Genomic DNA, 16974 nt, shown 5'->3' with positions numbered 1-16974 from the left:
GTCAGATCATCACGCGCAGCGGTCCGGGCGGGACCTCCACGCCGAGTGAGGACATCGCGGCGGCGTGATAGGTGGTGCTGGTGACGTGGATGGCGTGGTGCAGACCCGCGTGCGCGTCACGCCAGAACCGCTGCAGCGTGTTGTCCATGCGCAGCGCGTTGCCACCGGCACGGTCGAAGATCTCGTCGGCGGCGCGGACCGCACGCCAGGCGGCGCGCGCCTGATCGCGGCGCACCTGTGCGCGGGTGGCGAAGTCGATCTCCTCGCCGCGGTCGACCCGGTCGTAGATGCGGTCGACATTGGCCAGCAACTGCTGGCGGGCGGCGTCGATCTCCGAGGCGGCCTCACCGAGGGCGTGCAGCACGTACGGGTCGTCCTTGACCAGGGTTCCGGTGGCGCCCACGCGATTGCGCTGGTAGTCGATGCCCGCGGCGAGCACGCCCTCGCAGATGCCGATGGTCGCCGAGGTGATGCCCAGCGGGAACATGGTGGACCACGGCATCTTGTACAGCGTCTCGGTGACGCCGTACTCCTTGGCCGCGGTGCCATCGATCACCTTGTCCCCGTTCATGACCCGGTAATCGGGGATGAACGCGTCCTGGACGATGATGTCCTTGCTGCCGGTGCCGCGCAGGCCGACCACATCCCAGGAGTCCGCGACGATCCGGTAGTCCGAGCGCGGCAGGATCACGTGCAGGCTCTGCGGCGGCATCAGCGGCTTGCCGTCGGCGCCGCCGACCATCGCGCCCAGGAAGATCCAGTCGCAGTGGTCGGTGCCGGAGGAGAACTGCCAGCGGCCGCTCATGACGTAACCGCCGTCGGTGGGCACCGCGACGCCGCCGGGCATGTACGGCGAGGCCTGCCAGGTGTTGCTGTTCTCGCCGAGGATCTCGTCCTGGACTCTCGGATCGGCGAAGGCCAGCTGCCAGGGGTGGACACCGACGATTCCGCCGACCCAGCCCGCCGAACCGTAGAGGGAGGCGGTCTGCATGACCGTCTCGGCGAACTCGCGAGGGTGGGCTTCGTAGCCGTTGTACTTCTTGCGCTGCAACAGGCGGATGAGACCGGCCTGTCGGAGGTTCTCGGCCATGGCGTCGGGCAGCCGACCCAGCGACTCGCCTTCCTGCGCACCGGCGCGGATCTCGTCGGCGATGGCGACGATGTTGTCCAGGACTGGGTTCGGCATGGAAAACTCCTGATCCTTTGATCTGAAAGGCATTTCGAGAGAAGGCGTCCCGGTTGCCGTCACGGAACTTCTCGCGTCGGACAGAGCTTGGCAACTCCCGCTCCGGAACTGGCGCCGGTCTCCTGGTGAGTGGGAAGGTATTCCGACGGGGCGGTCAGTACTCGATCGCGATCTCGTCGGTGACCGGTTCCGCCTGGCAGGCCAGGATGTAACCGTCGGCGACGTCCTCGTCGGCGAGAATCTCGTTGCGCGCCATGCTTACCCGCCCCGACCGCAACGAGCAGACGCATGCGCTGCAGGCTCCTTCACGGCAGGAGTACGGGGCCTGGATTCCGGCCGCCAGCAGCGCGTCGAGCAGCTTGCGGTCGGCTCGCCAGGGCACGACGTGTTCGGCTCCGTCGATGGCCACCCGGATCGTGGCCGCGACCTCGCCGGTGGCGTCCCGGTCGTCCGGCGACTCCGAGTCGACTGCGAACGGGTCCTGCCGAAGCGACAGGAATCGCTCCGAATGAACCCGGTTGCCGGGGATGCCGACCTCGGCGCACGCCTCTTCGGCCAGGCTCATCAACGGGCCGGGCCCGCAGATGTACACAGCCCGCTGGACGAAGGGGCACAGCAGCATCGTCAACGCTCGGCGGGTCGGGTAGCCCTGCAACGATTGCAGCCGGTGGATCACCGTGAAGCGGTCAGCGAACCGGCTCTCCAGGGCACGCAGTTCCGCGGCGAATATGACCGACGCCTCGTCTCGATTCGCGTAGATCAGCACGACATCTGCGCTGCCCGCGAACAGGATCGACTTCGCGATCGCGATCACCGGCGTCACCCCGCTGCCACCGGCGATCAGGACCACCGGCTCGTCGAGGGAGTCCGGCGTGAATGTTCCCGAGGGCGGCAGCACTTCGAGTTCGTCTCCGGCCGAGACGTTGTCACAGAGCCAATTCGAGCCGTGTCCGCCCGCCACGCGCTTGACCGTGAACTTCATCGCCGCATCGCTGTGCGGTGAACTCGACAGCGAGTAGCAGCGCGCCGACCCGGTACCGGCATCGGGAATCCGGACGGTCAGGAACTGCCCCGCCCGGTATTCGAACGATGCCGCCGCCTGGACGCCGGGCTCCACGACGAACGAGGACGCGTCGGCGGTTTCGTGGACGACCTCGCGCACCCGGACGACACTGCCGCGCGAGGCCGCAGGGTTTGCCGCCGAGTCGTCGAGGACCTCGCGGCCGACACTCGTATCCGTGGACATCCGCCCTCCTGATCGCATTCGAGTCACGCCCGCGTTTCCCGGGACGGGTTTCGGGCTCCGGGAAGGTTAGGGCCGCCATTCGTAGTGATCCGGGGGCCGTCTCGCTGATTGGGAGACGAGGCAGCGTCCATTCAGTGAAATATCCCCCGTTTCCTGCTTTCGCGGCTTGCTAGAAACGGGCTCGCCGCCAGCTGCGGCCGGGCGGCGGCCACCCGCTGCCGCCGACGAAACGAGATTTTCTCCCCCGAGGAGCGCACCATGACATCCCCGTTCGCAGAAACCGACATCCGCGAAATCGAAGCAGACGACGCACCCACCCGGTTCGCCCGCGGATGGCACTGCCTGGGCCTCCTGCGCGACTACACCGACGCGAAACCCCACGCCATCAATGCCTTCGGCACCAAGCTCGTGATCTTCCGCGGCACCAACGGCAAGATCAACATCCTCGACGCCTACTGCCGCCACCTGGGCGGCGACCTGTCCCAGGGCCGCATCGAAGGCGACGAAATCGCCTGCCCCTTCCACGAATGGCGCTGGGGCGGCGACGGACGCTGCAAACAGATCCCGTACGCCCGTCGCGTCCCCCCACTGGCCCGCACCCGCTCCTGGCCCACCCTCGAACAGGACGGCATGCTGTTCGTCTGGCACGACCCCGAAGGTAAGCCGCCTACCGACGAGGTCACCATTCCCCGCATCGAAGGCGCCGGCGGCGAGGAATGGACCGACTGGCACTGGTACACCACGGTGGTGAATACCAATTGTCGGGAAATCATCGACAATGTCGTGGACATGGCGCACTTCTTCTACATCCACGGGGCGTTGCCGACATATTTCAAGAACGTCTTCGAAGGGCACGTCGCCACGCAGTACTTCAAGAGCGAGGCACGCGAGGACTACCCCGCTCCCGAGGGGCAGCCGAAAATGCTCGGATCCTCTTCCGTCGCTTCGTATTACGGCCCGTCATTCATGATCGATGATCTGCTCTACCATTTCGAACACGGCGATCAGCAGACCGTGCTGCTCAACTGCCACTACCCGATCGACGCCAACTCGTTCGTGCTGCAATACGGCATCATCGTGAAGAAATCCGCGACGCTTCCGGACGATGCGGCCATGCAGGCCGCGATCGCGCTCGGCGACTTCGTCAAGCTCGGATTCGAGCAGGACGTCGAGATCTGGAAGAACAAGGCCAGAATCGACAATCCGCTGCTGTGCGAGGAGGACGGCCCGGTCTACCAGCTGCGCCGCTGGTACGACCAGTTCTACGTCGACGTCGCCGACATCGAGCCCGCGATGGTCGATCGGTTCGAATTCGAACTCGACACCACCCGGCCGCACGAGGCGTGGCAGCAGCAGGTGGCGGAAAACATTGCGCGGCAGGCCAAGTCGGCGGGCACCCCGACATGAGCGGGTTCCGGTCCGACAACCGGCTCGACGACGTCCCGATGCGGCCGCTCACCTGCGACACCTGCGCCGCCGGGGTGCTCGTACGCAAGAGCAGCCGGGAACAGACGAGCCTGCAATGGAACGCCGCGGCCCGCGAGGCATGCCACGAACTCGGGAACTCGCCGATACCGGGCCCCGCACTGGCCGGCTGCTCGCGGCTCGCGCGGGCCATCGACGAGGCGGTGATCTGCGGCCGGCTGCCTGTCGTCCAGGCCCAACCGGCATGACCTGGCCGAGCGTTTCGATGGGATGGAGAGGCCGAGATCCGCCTGCGCGGCTGCCCAGCTACGCCGGCAGGTCGAGCAGGCGCTCGGGGTTGGTTTTGATCATCGTGTGGATCTCGTCAGGTGTGAATTCGAGGTCGAGCAGGGCGCTGACCAAGATACGCATACCTTCGGCAGGTGTCGGTCCGGAGCCGATGCCGTAGTCGGTGCCGAGGACGAAGTGGTCGATACCTATCTCTCGAATCTGCTTCGCCCAGGGCACGACGCCGCTGTATTCCGGGGCGTTGGCGATCCCGGCGATCTCGTCGGCCCACTCGCGTTCGACGTAGTAGTTGGTCCGTGGCAGGCCGCGGTGGAACATCCAGTCCGACACGGCTCCTTCGAGCAGCACGCCTTTCGCGGCCAACGCGCGCTGCTGCTCGGTCGTCATCCGTCCCCGGCACGGGTGCGCGACGACGATCTTGGTGATCCCGGCCTCGATCGCGAGGTCGACCAGCCGGATCGCTTCCTCGACCGAGACGTGGCCGGTGTTGAGGTGCACGTGCGGGTGATCGGCGATCAGCTGCAGGATCTCGGCCAGGTCATCGGAGACGTTCCCGTCCAACGGGATTCGAATGGACCTGGCGAGTTCCTTCGCGGCGAACTCCGGGTATCGGTCCTTGAACGGAACCGGCTTGCCGTCGACGTAGCTGCCCTCGTTGCTGGCCATGAAGTGCGTGCAGTGGGCGCCGAAATGGACGAACTTCGCGCCGTCGCCGTAGTGCAGCGCGGTCTTCACCGCGCGCGGGTTGAGCCCGCCGAGTGCGGTGGTCAAGATGATGCCCCCGAAAATATCGATGCCGGGAACCTGCCGACGGGTCAACATCGATGTACCGCAGCTGATTCCGAGCGTGTGGTCGTAGAAGACCAGCGACCGCATGCCGGCCGCCGCAGCCTGCTCGGCGATCCGGAACGGGTCCAACCGGCCGGGACACGACTCGAGCCACGGACCGCTGTGAACATGGACATCACTGACGCCCCGGATCAGCTCGTCCGGGAGCTCCATCGATCTTTTGTGGAACGTCTCGCCGACGACGGTCATATCCTGCTCCTTCTCGAAGTCACTTGTGGGCCGGTAGATTTCAGCCACGAAGATCGAATTCGCGACCGACCCCCGCGGATCGTGCCCGACTGCGGGCGAGTTCGGCGGCGGCAAGGTCCTGCAGGCCGATCCCGACCGAGTTGAACACCGTCACCTCGCGACCGCCACGGCGGCCGGGGTGTGCACCGGTCACGATGTCGCCGAGTTCGACGAGCGCGGCTGCGTCCACGGCTCCGGCGGCGATGTTGCCCGACTCGTGCAGCGCGACGTCGAGCGCGTCGACGACCACGAGGTTCGCCCGGGCGAGCACATCCGCCGCGAGTTCGCGGAAATGCGGGCGCGGCGGCGAGCCGACTGCGTTGATGTGCAGTCCGGGCCGCAGTTCGGCCGCGGTGAGGATCGGGTCGACCGAAGGGGTGAGGGTGCACACCACGTCTGCGTTCGCGACGACCTCCCCCGGCGTCTCGGCGATGGTGACCGAGACGTCGGCGGGCGCGATCTCGGCGAGGACCTGCGCCGTGCGGTCCGAGCGGGACCAGACGACGACCTCGTCGTAACCGAGGCATTGATGAGAGCGAAGATGCTCGAGCGCGAGCGCTCCCGCCCCGATCAGGCCCAGCACGCGGCTGCCCGGCCTGGCCAGAAGGCGGGTGGCCAGGCCGGTCGCGCTCGCGGTTCGAATGCGGGTCAGCGTCCGGCCGTCGATCAGGGCCAGGCATTCGGCGGTTTCCGCGTCGTACAGCGCGACGGTCGATCGTTGCGCGGGCAGACCGCGCTCCCGGTTGCGCGGTATGTCCGACAGCGTTTTCACCACGGCCAGCCCGAGCCAGGTCGCCGCCATCGGCAGCAGTGCCGGGCCGTGCGGGTCGGCGGCGTCCGCGGTCGCCGGCCGCATCGCGGCCGGGCGGGGCTGTTCGGCTGCGCCGGTGGTGAGCGCCGCGTGCGCGCGCTCCAGAGCGGCCATCACCTGCCGGTGGTCGAGCAACGACTCGCACTCATCGCTGGTGAGTACCAAGGTGGTCACACCGAAACCTCCCCTCGAGCCGGTGAATGTCTATCCGATTTTTGTATACCAACATGTCAACCTTAACCCACGATCATCGATTCAGTCAGGACACAGACAGCTATGTAATCAGCGCATTCGAGTGTTCACACAACCGAAACAGGTATCCCTTGCCGCCGACAGCATCTGGCACGTATGTATACAAATAACACTCGTCTGATGCTCCGGAGGCGTGGATGCTCAACCCCGACCGCCAGGCCGTCGTCGTCGGCAGCCATGCCGTCAGCCCACTCGATTTCGATCCCGGGGTGCTCGCGGAATTCAACTTTCCGTCCCCGCTCGGCCTGATCGACAGCACGATCCGCAAGACATACTTCACCGCCGGCCAGACGGTCGGCCGGGCCGGTTTCCAGCGGATCGCGGGGGCCCTGGTCGAGCTCGGCATCCGCGACGAATGCCTCAACGTCAACTGGTCCGGCTCGGCCCATCCCGCACCCCAGGACCTCGATCTGCTCGAGACGCTCACCGAATGCGACCTGCCGCTGCGCCTCAACGTGTACGCCGACGCGCTGCTCGGTGACGGCCGCACGCCGACGCCGGTGCCGATGCGCGAGGCCGTGGACACACTCGTGCAGGCGGGCGCCCGCATCCTGGCACCGGGCATCGTGCCCGCCCCCGACGCGGACGCCGAGATGCGCCAAAGAGACCTGCTCGCAGAATATTTCGAGTACGCCCGCGCACTCGGGCTGGAGACGACGATCACGTTGGCGAACGTCGGACGCCGGGACTTCGCGCAGTTGCTCCGGGCGGCCGACCATGCAGCCACCCTCGGCGCGACCCGGATCGATCTGATGGATTCGACCAGCAGCCTGAGCCCGGAGGCGATGAAGGTACTGGTACGACGCTTCCGGGCCCGTCTGAGCGCGCCGATCCCGGTGACCGTGCACGTGCACGACGAATTCGGGCTCGCCACCGCCTGCGCGGTAGCGGCCGCGACGGCGGGCGCCGGACCGGATGTGGCGATCAACGGGATGTCGTATCGCGCGGGATTCGCGCCGCTGGAGGAGGTCGTGCTCGCGCTCGAGACGCTCTACGGCATCGACACGGGCCTGCGACTCGACCTGATCCAGCCGATCGCCGAACTCGTCGCCCGCGAGAGCGGCGTGCGCATTCCGGAGCTGAAACCGCTCACCGGCCGCTACGCGTATCTCAAACACATGCCCGGGGATGCGGCCCGGGCCATGGTCGAGGGACAGGACTCGTTCCCGCCGATCAGCCACGGCCTGGTGCCCGCGAAACTCGGGCAGCGGATCACCTGGGTCTGGGGTGCGCTCAGTTCCGACGCGATGGTCCGCAATCTGCACCGGGTCGCGCTGGCTGCGGGTCACGACCTCGGCACCGCACCCGACCGCGCCGAGATCGCCGTGCTGCGCCGCGCGCTCGATGCCCGGGTCGCCGCGATCACCGGCTATCCGCGCTGGCTGGACGAGCAGGAGGCAACCGCGCTGTACGCGACCCTGCTCGCCGCCTTGCGGCGGCCACCGGCGGACGGCGAACTCGCGGCCGCGCTGGAAACCGCGCTGCCGCATCCGGATCTGATCGCGGCCGTGCGCGCCGAGGCGAGGGACCGTGTCGGCGCGGTGCAGACCGCCCGCACGACGATCCTCGACTGGCCCGCCGCCGACCTGCCCGGACTGACCGCGTACTTCCGGCCGCTCGGGGTGGATGCCGCAGGGCCGCGCGCGGCATTCTCACGCGAGGAGGAGGCCGGGCTGATGCGCGACGCCGGCACCGACCGGCACGCCCTGATCGTCGCACTGACCGAACGATACGAGCAGCGTCTCGGGCACCGGTACGTCGCGGCCACCACTGGAAGTACGGCCGCCGACATCCTGGCCCGCCTCGAACGTCGCGTCACCGACAGTCCCGAGCGGGCACACCGCTCGACGGTCCGCGAATGCGCCAGGATCGTCGAGCAGCGTCTGCTGCGGTTGCTCACCGGAGAGGGTGTCCGCTGATGACGCTTCGGGTGCGTGCCGATCACGTCGTGGCCTTCCAGGACGGCGGCCACGTGCTGCTGCCCGACGGTGAGGTGGTGATCGACGGCGATGTCGTCACCGCGGTCGGGCCGCGCACCAGCCCGAACCCCGGGGACGAGGTCATCGACACGGGCGCGAGCGTGCTGCTGCCCGGGCTGATCGACCTGGACGCGCTGGCCGACATCGACCACGCGGTGTTCGACTCATGTTGGGGTGCAGCGCATTCCGTCGGCCTGGACTGGTCGGCGGACTGGTTCCATCAGCGCCGCCGCGACGTGCTCACCCGGGCGGAGCGCCGGCTCGTGCGCCACTACGCGTTCGTCCAGCTGTTGTTGCACGGCGTCACCACCGCGATGCCGATCGCCGCGGAAACCCACTCCGCCTGGGCGGAGACGTTCGACGACGGCGTCGACATGGCACGGGCGGCGAGTAAGTTGGGCCTGCGCGCCTACCTCGGCACCAGCTACCGCGCGGGCGTGCGGGTCCGGCCCGACGCGACGGGGCCCGCGACGGTGGCCTGGAACGAGGAACTGGGCAGCGCCGGACTCGCCGATGCGGTCGGGTTCGCCGAATGGCTGGGCGCTCTCGACGACCCGCTGCTGCGCCCGGTACTGCTGCCCTGCCGGATCGAGACGCTGACCCCGAAACTGATGACGGCGACCGCGGCCGCGGCCGCGCGATTGGGCACGAAAGTGCGCCTGCACTGCCTACAGGGCCGGTTCGAGTGGACGCAGCTCGCCGAGCGGTACGGGCGCACACCCGTGCAGTTGCTGCGGGAGACCGGACTGCTCGGGCCGGATCTGCTTGTGCCGCATGCGATCTACCTGAATTCCTCGCGCTACACGACGGACCTCGTCGGCGACGACCCCGACGACGACCTGCGCGCACTCGCGGACGCCGGTGTCGCGATCGTGCACTGTCCGCTCACCTCGGTGCGCTACGGCGCCGCACTGGAGTCGTTCGGCCGCTATCGCGCCGCCGGGGTGACCATCGCGCTCGGAACCGACTCGTTCCCACCGGATCTCGTCCGCGGCATGGACTACGGCGTCAACATCGCCAAACTCGTGGACGGCCGGCTCGACGCCGCGCCGGCCGGTGCGTACCTCACCGCGGCAACCCTCGGCGGCGCGCGGGCACTGGGCCGGGCGGACCTGGGCCGACTCGCTGTCGGCGCCGCGGCCGACCTGGTCGCCTTCTCGCTGGACGACCTGCGCGACGGCGTCCTCGAGGACCCGATCCGGACCCTGCTCGCCAGTGGCAGCGGCCGCAGCGTCCGGCTGTCGGTGATCGCCGGCCGGGTCGTCGTGCGCGACGGCGTCGTGCCGGGCGTCGACGTCGCCGCGTTGCGGGCCGAGGCGCAGCGGATCTTCGACAAGCTCCTGCGGGCCTATTCCGAGCGCGACGTGCTGCGCCGCGCGCGCCCGGAACTGCTCCCGCCGGAGTTCCCCGCTTTCAGGCGCTGAGCCAGGGCGAATCCTCGTTCTCCGCGAGATCGACCAGGCCGCGCGAGAACACGTTGTCCGGGTCGTACCTGTGCTTGATCGCAGCGAGCCGGTCGTATTTGTCGCCGTAGACGCTCCGGGCCATCTCGTCGTTGCCCGCCACCGAGGTGAAGTTGATGTAGGTGCCGTTGCGGTACGGTTCGAGCTCCTTGTCGAACCGACGCGCCCACTCGACCAGCGGCGCCTTCTGCGCCGGATACAGCCAGTCCGCGCCGATGTTCGCGCTGAACAGCGACTCGATCCCGGACGTCGAATCATCGGGTCTGGGCCGGGGACTGCGGGTGCCCGCGATGATCTCGAACGGGCACAGCAGCTGGTGGGCGATGTTGGCGCTGGCGTTGAGGCTCGCGCCGGGATACGCGTCGCAGTTGCGCAGGATCAGTTCGATCGCGTCGTCGTCGAGCCGTTCGACAGCCGAATGTTTCCAGTAATGCGCTACGCCGTAACGGAATTCGTCGTCGGTGGCGTGCTGCAACGTGACGTGCGGCATGGTGCGGACGTTGCGGTAGATCGGCGTGCCGACGGCGAACATCGGCGCGGTGATCGCCGGTTCCTCGGCCGGATCGCCGTAACAGATCGTCGCCAGTGACAGCACCGGCCGACCGCGGTGCGCAGCGGGCAGCTGCGACCAGTATTCGGGCGCGCGCAGCAGCCTGATGTAGGTGCCGACGTTGCCGGGCGCGTCCGGACCCCACTCTCGGAACAGACGCAACACCTCGGCGCGATCCTCGGCCCCGTAGAACACCTGCCGGATCGTCACCACACCGGGCAGCGGCACCGTGCGGAAGGTGAATTTCGTTGCGATACCGAAGTTGTGGCCCGCCCCGCGCAACGCCCAGAACAGGTCGGCGTGCTCGTCCCTGGAGACGGTGAGGATCCGGCCGTCGGCGACCACCGCCTCGATCTCGTCGACGTAGTCGACGCTGGCGCCGAACATGCGGGTCAGGTAGCCGACGCCGCCGCCCAGGGTCAGCCCGGCGACACCGGTGTGCGAGACGACCCCGGCGGGCACCGCGCGGTCGTACTCCGCACCGACTCGGTCCACATCGCCCCAGCGACACCCCGCGCCGACGACGACCCGGCCGGTGTCCGGGTCGAGATCGACGTGGCGCAGCAGGCCGGTGTCGATCAGCACCGCGTCGTCGGCGACCGCAGTACCCGCGAGATTGTGCCCGCCGCCGCGAACTGTGATCGCCACCCCGTGCGCGACGCACCAGCCGAGCGCCACAGACACGTCCCGCGCCGAGGCGCAGCGCACGATCGCGGCCGGACGGCGGTCGATGTCGGCGTTCCAGACACGCCGGAGCATGTCGTAGGACGGGTCGTCGGGTCCGACGACGTCGCAGGTGACGACGTCGCGCAGGGCGTCCGCCGGATCGGCGGGCGTTCGTGACACCGGGGTAACCATGATCGAGGGTCTCCGTTCGTGAGAATCAGGACGTTCGTGCGGATCAGCGGACGGCGGCGAGCAGCGGCAGCATCGACAGGCCGGTGTCGCGACGTTCGTCCAGGACGGTGGTCGGGGCGTCGGGCAGTGCGGCCGCGGCGAGGGCGAGGATCTCCTCGACAGCGAGCGTCGGCCGGGCGGCCACCCAGCCCGGCCGGTAGCAGGGCGCGTCGAGCTCGGCCCGGTGCATATCGAAGACGAGGGGCGCGTCGGCGGGCAGCACCGTCAGCAGGGCGGGCCAGTCGACGATCCCGGCACCGACCGGTCGCATCCGCCGCACCATCCCCGCGCGGGACCAGGACAGCGCGGCGTCGTCGAGGAACACCGTGTGCACCCGACCGCTCAGCCGTTCGGCCGCCGCGGCCGGATCCTCCAGACAGACAAGGAGATTGACCGCGCTGAACCCGATTCGCACATGCTCGCCCGCCGCCTCGGCCAACGCCAGCGCCTCGTGTGAGGACATCTCCTCGTGCGTCTTGAGCACCACCGGGATGCCGAGTTCGAGCGAGAGCGGCCCGAGATCGGCCAAGGCGCGCCGGGCACCGTCGAGTTGATCGGTCCACGGCACCGCCGGATCGTCGCGGGATTCGGGCGAGCCGACCCGCACGTGCACCGATTCGGCCCCGAGCAGTGCGGCCTCGCGCAGCAGGCGGCGGCGCGCACTCGTCCCGTCCGGGTCGAGCGGGTCGGGCGACCGCTGGTAGGCCGGGTTGACCGCACCCAGGTCGACGGTCACCTGGAGCCCGGCCGCGGCGAAGACCCGGCCGACCTTTTCCAGTTCCGCCGGATCGAGCCGCTCCCCCACCCAGCGCGCGGGGTTGAGATGGACGACCGTCACGCCGAGTTCCGTTGCCGCGATGACCAATTCGTCCGGTGTGCCGGGGACGACCGCGAAGTCGCGCAGTGCGATGCCGAGCGGCCTCACGCGTCGGCCTCGACGCGAGTCCCGTCCAGGACGATGCCCGCCTTCTCGGCACAGCCGCGCACGTGGTCGCGGGAGGTGCGCACGTACCGCCACGCCGCGTCCTCGTCCCAGACCGCGGCCCGGTAGGTCGCGAAGGAGTCGACCGCACCGGCCGCGACCCGTTCCTCGTAGCGCTGCAACATCTCCAGATACGCCACCAGTTCCTCGGTGGTCAGATCCGGATGGCCCGCCAGCCAGACCGGGTCGTACAGCGCGATCCGGGCACCGTCGGTCCGGTACTCACCCGCCCCGTCGCCGTACGCCCGGACCTCGAGCGACAGATGCAGATCCGGGTTGGCGGCGTACAGGATCGGCACGATCTCGGTCAGATCGACGACGCCGTCACCGTTCGGGCGCAGCTGGCCGTCGAGCCCGTCCGGGACGCGGACCAGGTCGTAGTCCTTGATGTGGGTCTGCCGGACGTACGGCGCGAGGCGACGCGCGGCCCAGGTCGGATGTTCGAGCCGCTGTACCACGTTTCCGGTGTCGAAGGTGATGCCCAGGACGTCGGGACCGACCGCCTCGACGATGCGCACCAATTCGAACGAGGTGATCTCCTCGTGAGTCTCCAGGTTGATATGGATGCCGAGGTCGCGCGCGATCGGTGCCAGGGTGTGCAGGAATTTGACGGTCGCCGCCAGCTGGTCCGCCCAGGGCGCGTCGGTGCGGTACCGGTCGTAGGCGAATCGACCCCGGAACGGCTTGAATGTCGCTGTCTCGGCCCACAATTCGGTGATGCCGATCCCGGCGGCGGCCTCCAGGACCCGGCGGTAGCCGAGCACGGTGTCGCCGTCCCCGAGTATCCGCATCTCCGGTGACTCGGGGATGTTGTACGGGTTGACCCGGCCCAGCCCCGCCTCGAGGTACATCCCGAGTTCGTCGGCGCGCTGCCGCACCGCGCCGAGTTCGGCCCGGTCCAGCGTCCCGGACACGTGCAGCAGGTGCCGGAAGAAGAGTCCGGCCAGGCCCTCCGCATGCGCGCGTTCCAACTGCTCCACCGGGGTGTGGTCCGCCGAGTCGGGCAGTTTGAGGGCGTCACTTCCGAGTCGCATCCGCGTGTCCTTCCGGTTCGGCACCGGCCGCGGTGGCCGGTGGTACTGACGGTGATCCGCCGCGAACACGTTGTGCGACAGCGGAATCGGGGTCGGGTATCGCAGCGATCAGGGCGCGGGTGTAGGGCGCGCGCGGTGCGGCGAAGAGTTCGTCGCGGCTCGCCTCCTCGACGATCCGGCCCTTTTCGAGCACGGCGATCGATGGGCACAGGTACTTCACGACGGCCAGGTCGTGGGAGATGAACAGGATCGACAGGCCCAGCCGCTCCTGCATATCGGTCAGCAGGTTCAGCACCTGTGCCTGCACCGAGACGTCCAGGGAGGAGACGGGTTCGTCGCACACCAGCAGGCTCGGTTCCACCGACAGTGCCCGCGCGATCGCGATGCGCTGCAACTGACCGCCGGAGAACGACGCCGGATGCCGGCCCATCACCTCCGCGGGCAGCCCGACCAGGTCCAGCAGGCCCGCGACGCGATCACGACGAGCCGCGGCCGAGCGCACCAGCCGGTGCACCACCATGCCCTCACCGACCAGTTCCGCGACGGTCATCCGCGGATTGAGGCTGCCCGCCGGGTCCTGGAAGACCATCTGCACCTCACGCCGGTACGCGCGCAACGCCGCACCGCGCGCCCGGACGATGTTCTCGCCCCGGAAGGCGATCGAACCGCTGTCCAGGCTTTCCAGCCGCATGATGCAGCGCAACAGCGTCGACTTGCCCGAACCGGACTCGCCGACCAGGCCCACCGTCGTCCCTTCGGGCACTCGCAGATACACCTCGTCCAGGGCCCGGACCGGGCGCTGACCGAGTGGACGGTACGACTTCGAGACACCACGTACGTCGAGGATCATGCGGCCACCTCCCGTACCAGGTGGCAGGCCACTTCGCCGTCGTCGACCGGTTGCAGCGCGGGTGGGCTGGTCCGGCACACGTCCAGCGCGACCGGGCAGCGCGGGTGGAAGGCGCAGCCCGCGGGACGGTCCGCGGGTGCCGGAGTCGTCCCCGGCAACGCGACCAACTGTCCCGGCCGGGTGTCCAGGCGCGGCACCGCGGCTCGCAACGCCGCGGCGTACGGATGCCGGGGAGCGCCGAGCAGGGACCCCACGCCACCCTGCTCGGCGACCCGACCGGCGTACATCACCAGCACCCGGTCCGCGAACCCGGCGACGGTGCCGATGTCGTGGGTGATCAGCACGACGGCGAGCGAACGTTCCGCGGCGACCCGGCCGAGCAGCGCGAACAGCTGTTCCTGCACGCGCACGTCCAGCGCGGTGGTCGGCTCGTCGGCGATGAGCAGGTCCGGTTCCCCGACCAGCGCGATCGCCATCGCGACGCGCTGGCGCATACCGCCGGAGAACTCGTGCGGATAGGCCCGCATCCGGCGTCGCGCGTCGGCGATGCCGAGTTCGTCGAGCATGGTCGCGGCGCGCCGCCGAGCCTCGCGTCGGCCGACGCCGTGCACGGTCAGCGGCTCGGCGACCTGAGCACCGATGGTGCGGGTCGGGTGCAGTGCGGACAGCGGGTCCTGGAAGACCATCGAGGCGCGGCGGCCGCGGATGCGGGTGAGTTCGGACTCGGTCAGCGTCGTCAGCTCCTGCCCGCCGAGCCGGACCGAGCCGTCCAGCGTCACATCGGTATCCAGGCGCAGCAGCGCGCGAGCGGTCACCGACTTCCCGGATCCCGACTCGCCGACGATCGCCAGGCGCTCACCACCGGCGACCTCGAAGCTCACCCGGTCGACGAGCGTCGCGCCGCCGGGCACGGTGACGCTCAGGTCGCGAACCTCGAGCAGGGCATCGGTTCTGGTCATCGGGTCCGTCCCTTCTGGATGACCACGGCCGCGCGCTGCCGCGTCGCCGGATCGCTGCGAACGTGGAACATGTCGCCGAGCAGCCCGAACGACGCGGTGGTCAGCGCGATGGCGAGGCCCGGGAACAGCGCGATCCACCAGTAGCTGGACGCGTAGCCGCGCGCCGCGGCCACCATCGCGCCCCACTCCGCCGACGGCGGTTGCGCACCGGCACCGATGAACGACAGGCTGCCGACCATGATCACGGTGTTGCCGATGTCACCGGCCCATTTCACCCACAGGGCCGGTAGCGCGTTGGGCAGCACGTGCCGCACCATGAGCCGGGTGCGCGACACTCCGAGCGCCCGCGCACCGTCCACGAACGGCATCGCCATCGTCTCCCGCATGATTCCGCGCAGCAGGCGAGCGGTCATCGGCCAGCCGGTGAGCATCAGGGCCAGGACCACCGAGCGCAGACTCGCGCCGAGCGCGGCGGTGGCGGCGACCGCGAACAGGATTCCCGGGAACGCCAGCACGGCATCGGTGAGCCGCATCAGGATCTCGTCCAGCCATCGCGGCCCGACCGCGGCCACGGTCGCGACCAGGGTACCGATGGCGGCATAACCGGCCACCACGACGACGGCCGCCCCGAGGGTCACCCGGCAGCCGACGACGATGCGCCAGAACACATCTCGTCCCTGGTCGTCGGTGCCGAACCAGTGCTGTGCACTCGGTGGCCGGAACACCTCCTGGATGTGCGAGATGTACACGTCCGGGGCCACCGTCGGGCCGAGCAGCGCCGTCACGAACAGGATGAGCACCAGCGCGACCGTGATCCGGTCGAGTACCGAGGACCGGCGCGTGCGCAGCCCCCAGGACAGCCGGCCCAGCCTGCGGGAACGGTCGAACGCGCTGCGTGGCGCGGCGGTCGCGAGCCCGCTCATCGCGCCAGCTCCGCGGCACGGACCCGGGGATCCCGGATCATCTGCACGATATCGACGACGAGGCTGGACAACACCACGATCAACCCGATGACCAGGACACCGCCCTCGACGCTGAGCGTGTCCTTCTGGGCCATCGCATTCGTCATCATCGCGCCGATGCCCTGACGTCCGAAGACGGATTCGACGAGGATCGCGGCACCGAACAACGTGCCGAAGTCGATACCGACGAGGAACAGCACCGGCGTCAACGCGGGCGGAAGCACATGGGTCCGGATCAATCGCGCCCGCCCGACACCGGCGGCCCTGGCGACCGTGACATGCTGCCGGGTCAGCACCCGCAGAATCTCCGCGCGAGTGACCCGGTACAGCAGCCCGGCCTGCGGGACGGCGAGTACCACCGCGGGCAGCACCAGATGCGCGAAGGCGTCCTGGGCGGCGGCGAAATCACCGGAGAGCAGGGCATCGAGCGTGGGTGCACCGGTGACGCGCGGCACCGAGTAACCGATCGAGAGCTGCCCGGAGATCGGGAAGAGTTGCAGCTTGGTCCCGAGCAGGAATTGCACCATGAGCGCCAGCCAGAAGATCGGCATACCGGCCAGCACGATGACGGTGACCCGGCGCGTGGAATCCCATGCGCCCGAACCGCGTAGGGCCGAGAGCATCGCCAGCGGCACCGCGGTGATCACGCTGATCACGACCGATACGACGACCAGTTCGGTGGTGCCGGGCAGCAGGTCGACGATCGACGCGCCGACCGAACCGTGCGTCGAACTCGACACCCCGAGATCGCCGCGCACGATCCGGCCGAGGAAACGCAGGAACTGGGTCCACAGGCTGCTGTCCAGGCCGAGCCGGGCCCGGGCCGCGGCGACCTGATCCGGTGTCGCGGACGCACCCGCCGCGACCCGCGCCTCATCGCCTGGAACGGCCTTGAGCAGGAAGAACACCACTGTCGCGAGCACAGCCAAGGTCCCGACGCCACCCGCGACCCGGCGCAGGACGAACAACCCCGCCTGTACGAATCGGTTTCGCATCATCGTTTCGCCTCCATC

Annotated in this window: 15 protein-coding genes; 4 read left to right on the top strand and 11 right to left on the bottom strand. The window is 69.0% G+C overall.

The genetic code is table 11. From position 1 onward, the window contains the following. Window position 1: 1 nt before the first annotated feature. Window positions 2-1186, bottom strand: coding sequence for an acyl-CoA dehydrogenase family protein (locus tag ON40_RS04555; protein WP_040818685.1), 1185 nt, complete (start codon window positions 1184-1186; stop codon window positions 2-4). 154 nt (window positions 1187-1340) lie between these two features. Beyond that, on the bottom strand, window positions 1341-2432 hold the full coding sequence (locus tag ON40_RS04550) for a ferredoxin--NADP reductase (RefSeq protein ID WP_040818684.1): 1092 nt from the start codon (window positions 2430-2432) through the stop codon (window positions 1341-1343). Between the two features lie 258 nt (window positions 2433-2690). On the opposite strand from ON40_RS04550, the gene ON40_RS04545 reads away from it, so the two are divergent. Together ON40_RS04545 and ON40_RS04540 are read left to right on the top strand one after the other, a co-directional pair. Next, a complete protein-coding gene (locus tag ON40_RS04545; protein WP_040818683.1) occupies window positions 2691-3839 on the top strand; it encodes a 3-ketosteroid-9-alpha-monooxygenase, oxygenase component in 1149 nt (382 codons plus the stop codon). Further along, the gene (locus tag ON40_RS04540) at window positions 3836-4105 is read left to right on the top strand and encodes a hypothetical protein (RefSeq protein ID WP_040818680.1); all 270 of its coding nucleotides are present in this window, start codon (window positions 3836-3838) and stop codon (window positions 4103-4105) included. The genes ON40_RS04545 and ON40_RS04540 overlap by 4 nt, the downstream gene beginning before the upstream one ends. 58 nt (window positions 4106-4163) lie before the next feature. On the opposite strand, the gene ON40_RS04535 is transcribed toward ON40_RS04540, so the two are convergent. Next, the gene (locus tag ON40_RS04535; RefSeq protein WP_157186191.1) at window positions 4164-5183 is read right to left on the bottom strand and encodes a DUF6282 family protein; all 1020 of its coding nucleotides are present in this window, start codon (window positions 5181-5183) and stop codon (window positions 4164-4166) included. Window positions 5184-5223: 40 nt separating this feature from the next. Then, window positions 5224-6207: an ornithine cyclodeaminase family protein gene (locus ON40_RS04530; protein WP_040818677.1), complete on the bottom strand. Its 984-nt coding sequence runs from the start codon at window positions 6205-6207 to the stop codon at window positions 5224-5226. A 215-nt stretch (window positions 6208-6422) separates the two neighbouring features. On the opposite strand from ON40_RS04530, the gene ON40_RS04525 reads away from it, so the two are divergent. Further along, window positions 6423-8204 carry a hydroxymethylglutaryl-CoA lyase-like TIM-barrel protein gene (locus tag ON40_RS04525; protein ID WP_063712938.1) on the top strand — a complete coding sequence of 594 codons (1782 nt, stop codon included), beginning with the start codon at window positions 6423-6425 and terminating at the stop codon, window positions 8202-8204. Then, window positions 8204-9688, top strand: coding sequence for a chlorohydrolase family protein (locus ON40_RS04520; protein ID WP_040818674.1), 1485 nt, complete (start codon window positions 8204-8206; stop codon window positions 9686-9688). The genes ON40_RS04525 and ON40_RS04520 overlap by 1 nt, the downstream gene beginning before the upstream one ends. On the opposite strand, the gene ON40_RS04515 is transcribed toward ON40_RS04520, so the two are convergent. Genes ON40_RS04515 through ON40_RS04485 form a run of 7 tightly spaced genes read right to left on the bottom strand, consistent with a single transcriptional unit; the run spans window position 9678 to window position 16959 of the window. Continuing rightward, window positions 9678-11123: an FAD-binding oxidoreductase gene (locus ON40_RS04515; protein ID WP_051192672.1), complete on the bottom strand. Its 1446-nt coding sequence runs from the start codon at window positions 11121-11123 to the stop codon at window positions 9678-9680. The two genes, ON40_RS04520 and ON40_RS04515, sit on opposite strands and share 11 nt — an antisense overlap. A 55-nt stretch (window positions 11124-11178) precedes the next feature. Continuing rightward, the gene (locus ON40_RS04510; protein WP_040818672.1) at window positions 11179-12099 is read right to left on the bottom strand and encodes a sugar phosphate isomerase/epimerase family protein; all 921 of its coding nucleotides are present in this window, start codon (window positions 12097-12099) and stop codon (window positions 11179-11181) included. Further along, window positions 12096-13190, bottom strand: coding sequence for a sugar phosphate isomerase/epimerase family protein (locus ON40_RS04505; RefSeq protein WP_040818670.1), 1095 nt, complete (start codon window positions 13188-13190; stop codon window positions 12096-12098). Before ON40_RS04505 ends, ON40_RS04510 begins: the two co-directional genes overlap by 4 nt. Further along, window positions 13174-14040 carry an ATP-binding cassette domain-containing protein gene (locus tag ON40_RS54335; protein WP_051192671.1) on the bottom strand — a complete coding sequence of 289 codons (867 nt, stop codon included), beginning with the start codon at window positions 14038-14040 and terminating at the stop codon, window positions 13174-13176. The genes ON40_RS04505 and ON40_RS54335 overlap by 17 nt, the downstream gene beginning before the upstream one ends. Continuing rightward, a complete protein-coding gene (locus ON40_RS54330) occupies window positions 14037-14999 on the bottom strand; it encodes an ABC transporter ATP-binding protein (protein ID WP_040818667.1) in 963 nt (320 codons plus the stop codon). The genes ON40_RS54335 and ON40_RS54330 overlap by 4 nt, the downstream gene beginning before the upstream one ends. Further along, window positions 14996-15922, bottom strand: a complete 927-nt coding sequence (locus ON40_RS04490) for an ABC transporter permease (RefSeq protein WP_040818664.1) — start codon at window positions 15920-15922, stop codon at window positions 14996-14998. Before ON40_RS04490 ends, ON40_RS54330 begins: the two co-directional genes overlap by 4 nt. Beyond that, the gene (locus ON40_RS04485) at window positions 15919-16959 is read right to left on the bottom strand and encodes an ABC transporter permease (protein ID WP_083895395.1); all 1041 of its coding nucleotides are present in this window, start codon (window positions 16957-16959) and stop codon (window positions 15919-15921) included. The genes ON40_RS04490 and ON40_RS04485 overlap by 4 nt, the downstream gene beginning before the upstream one ends. Window positions 16960-16974 lie beyond the last annotated feature (15 nt).

The sequence above is a fragment of the Nocardia jiangxiensis NBRC 101359 genome, from assembly GCF_000308615.1.
In the GTDB taxonomy this organism is placed as follows: Bacteria; Actinomycetota; Actinomycetes; order Mycobacteriales; family Mycobacteriaceae; genus Nocardia; species Nocardia jiangxiensis.
This window is presented reverse-complemented; position numbering and strand designations above follow the sequence as displayed.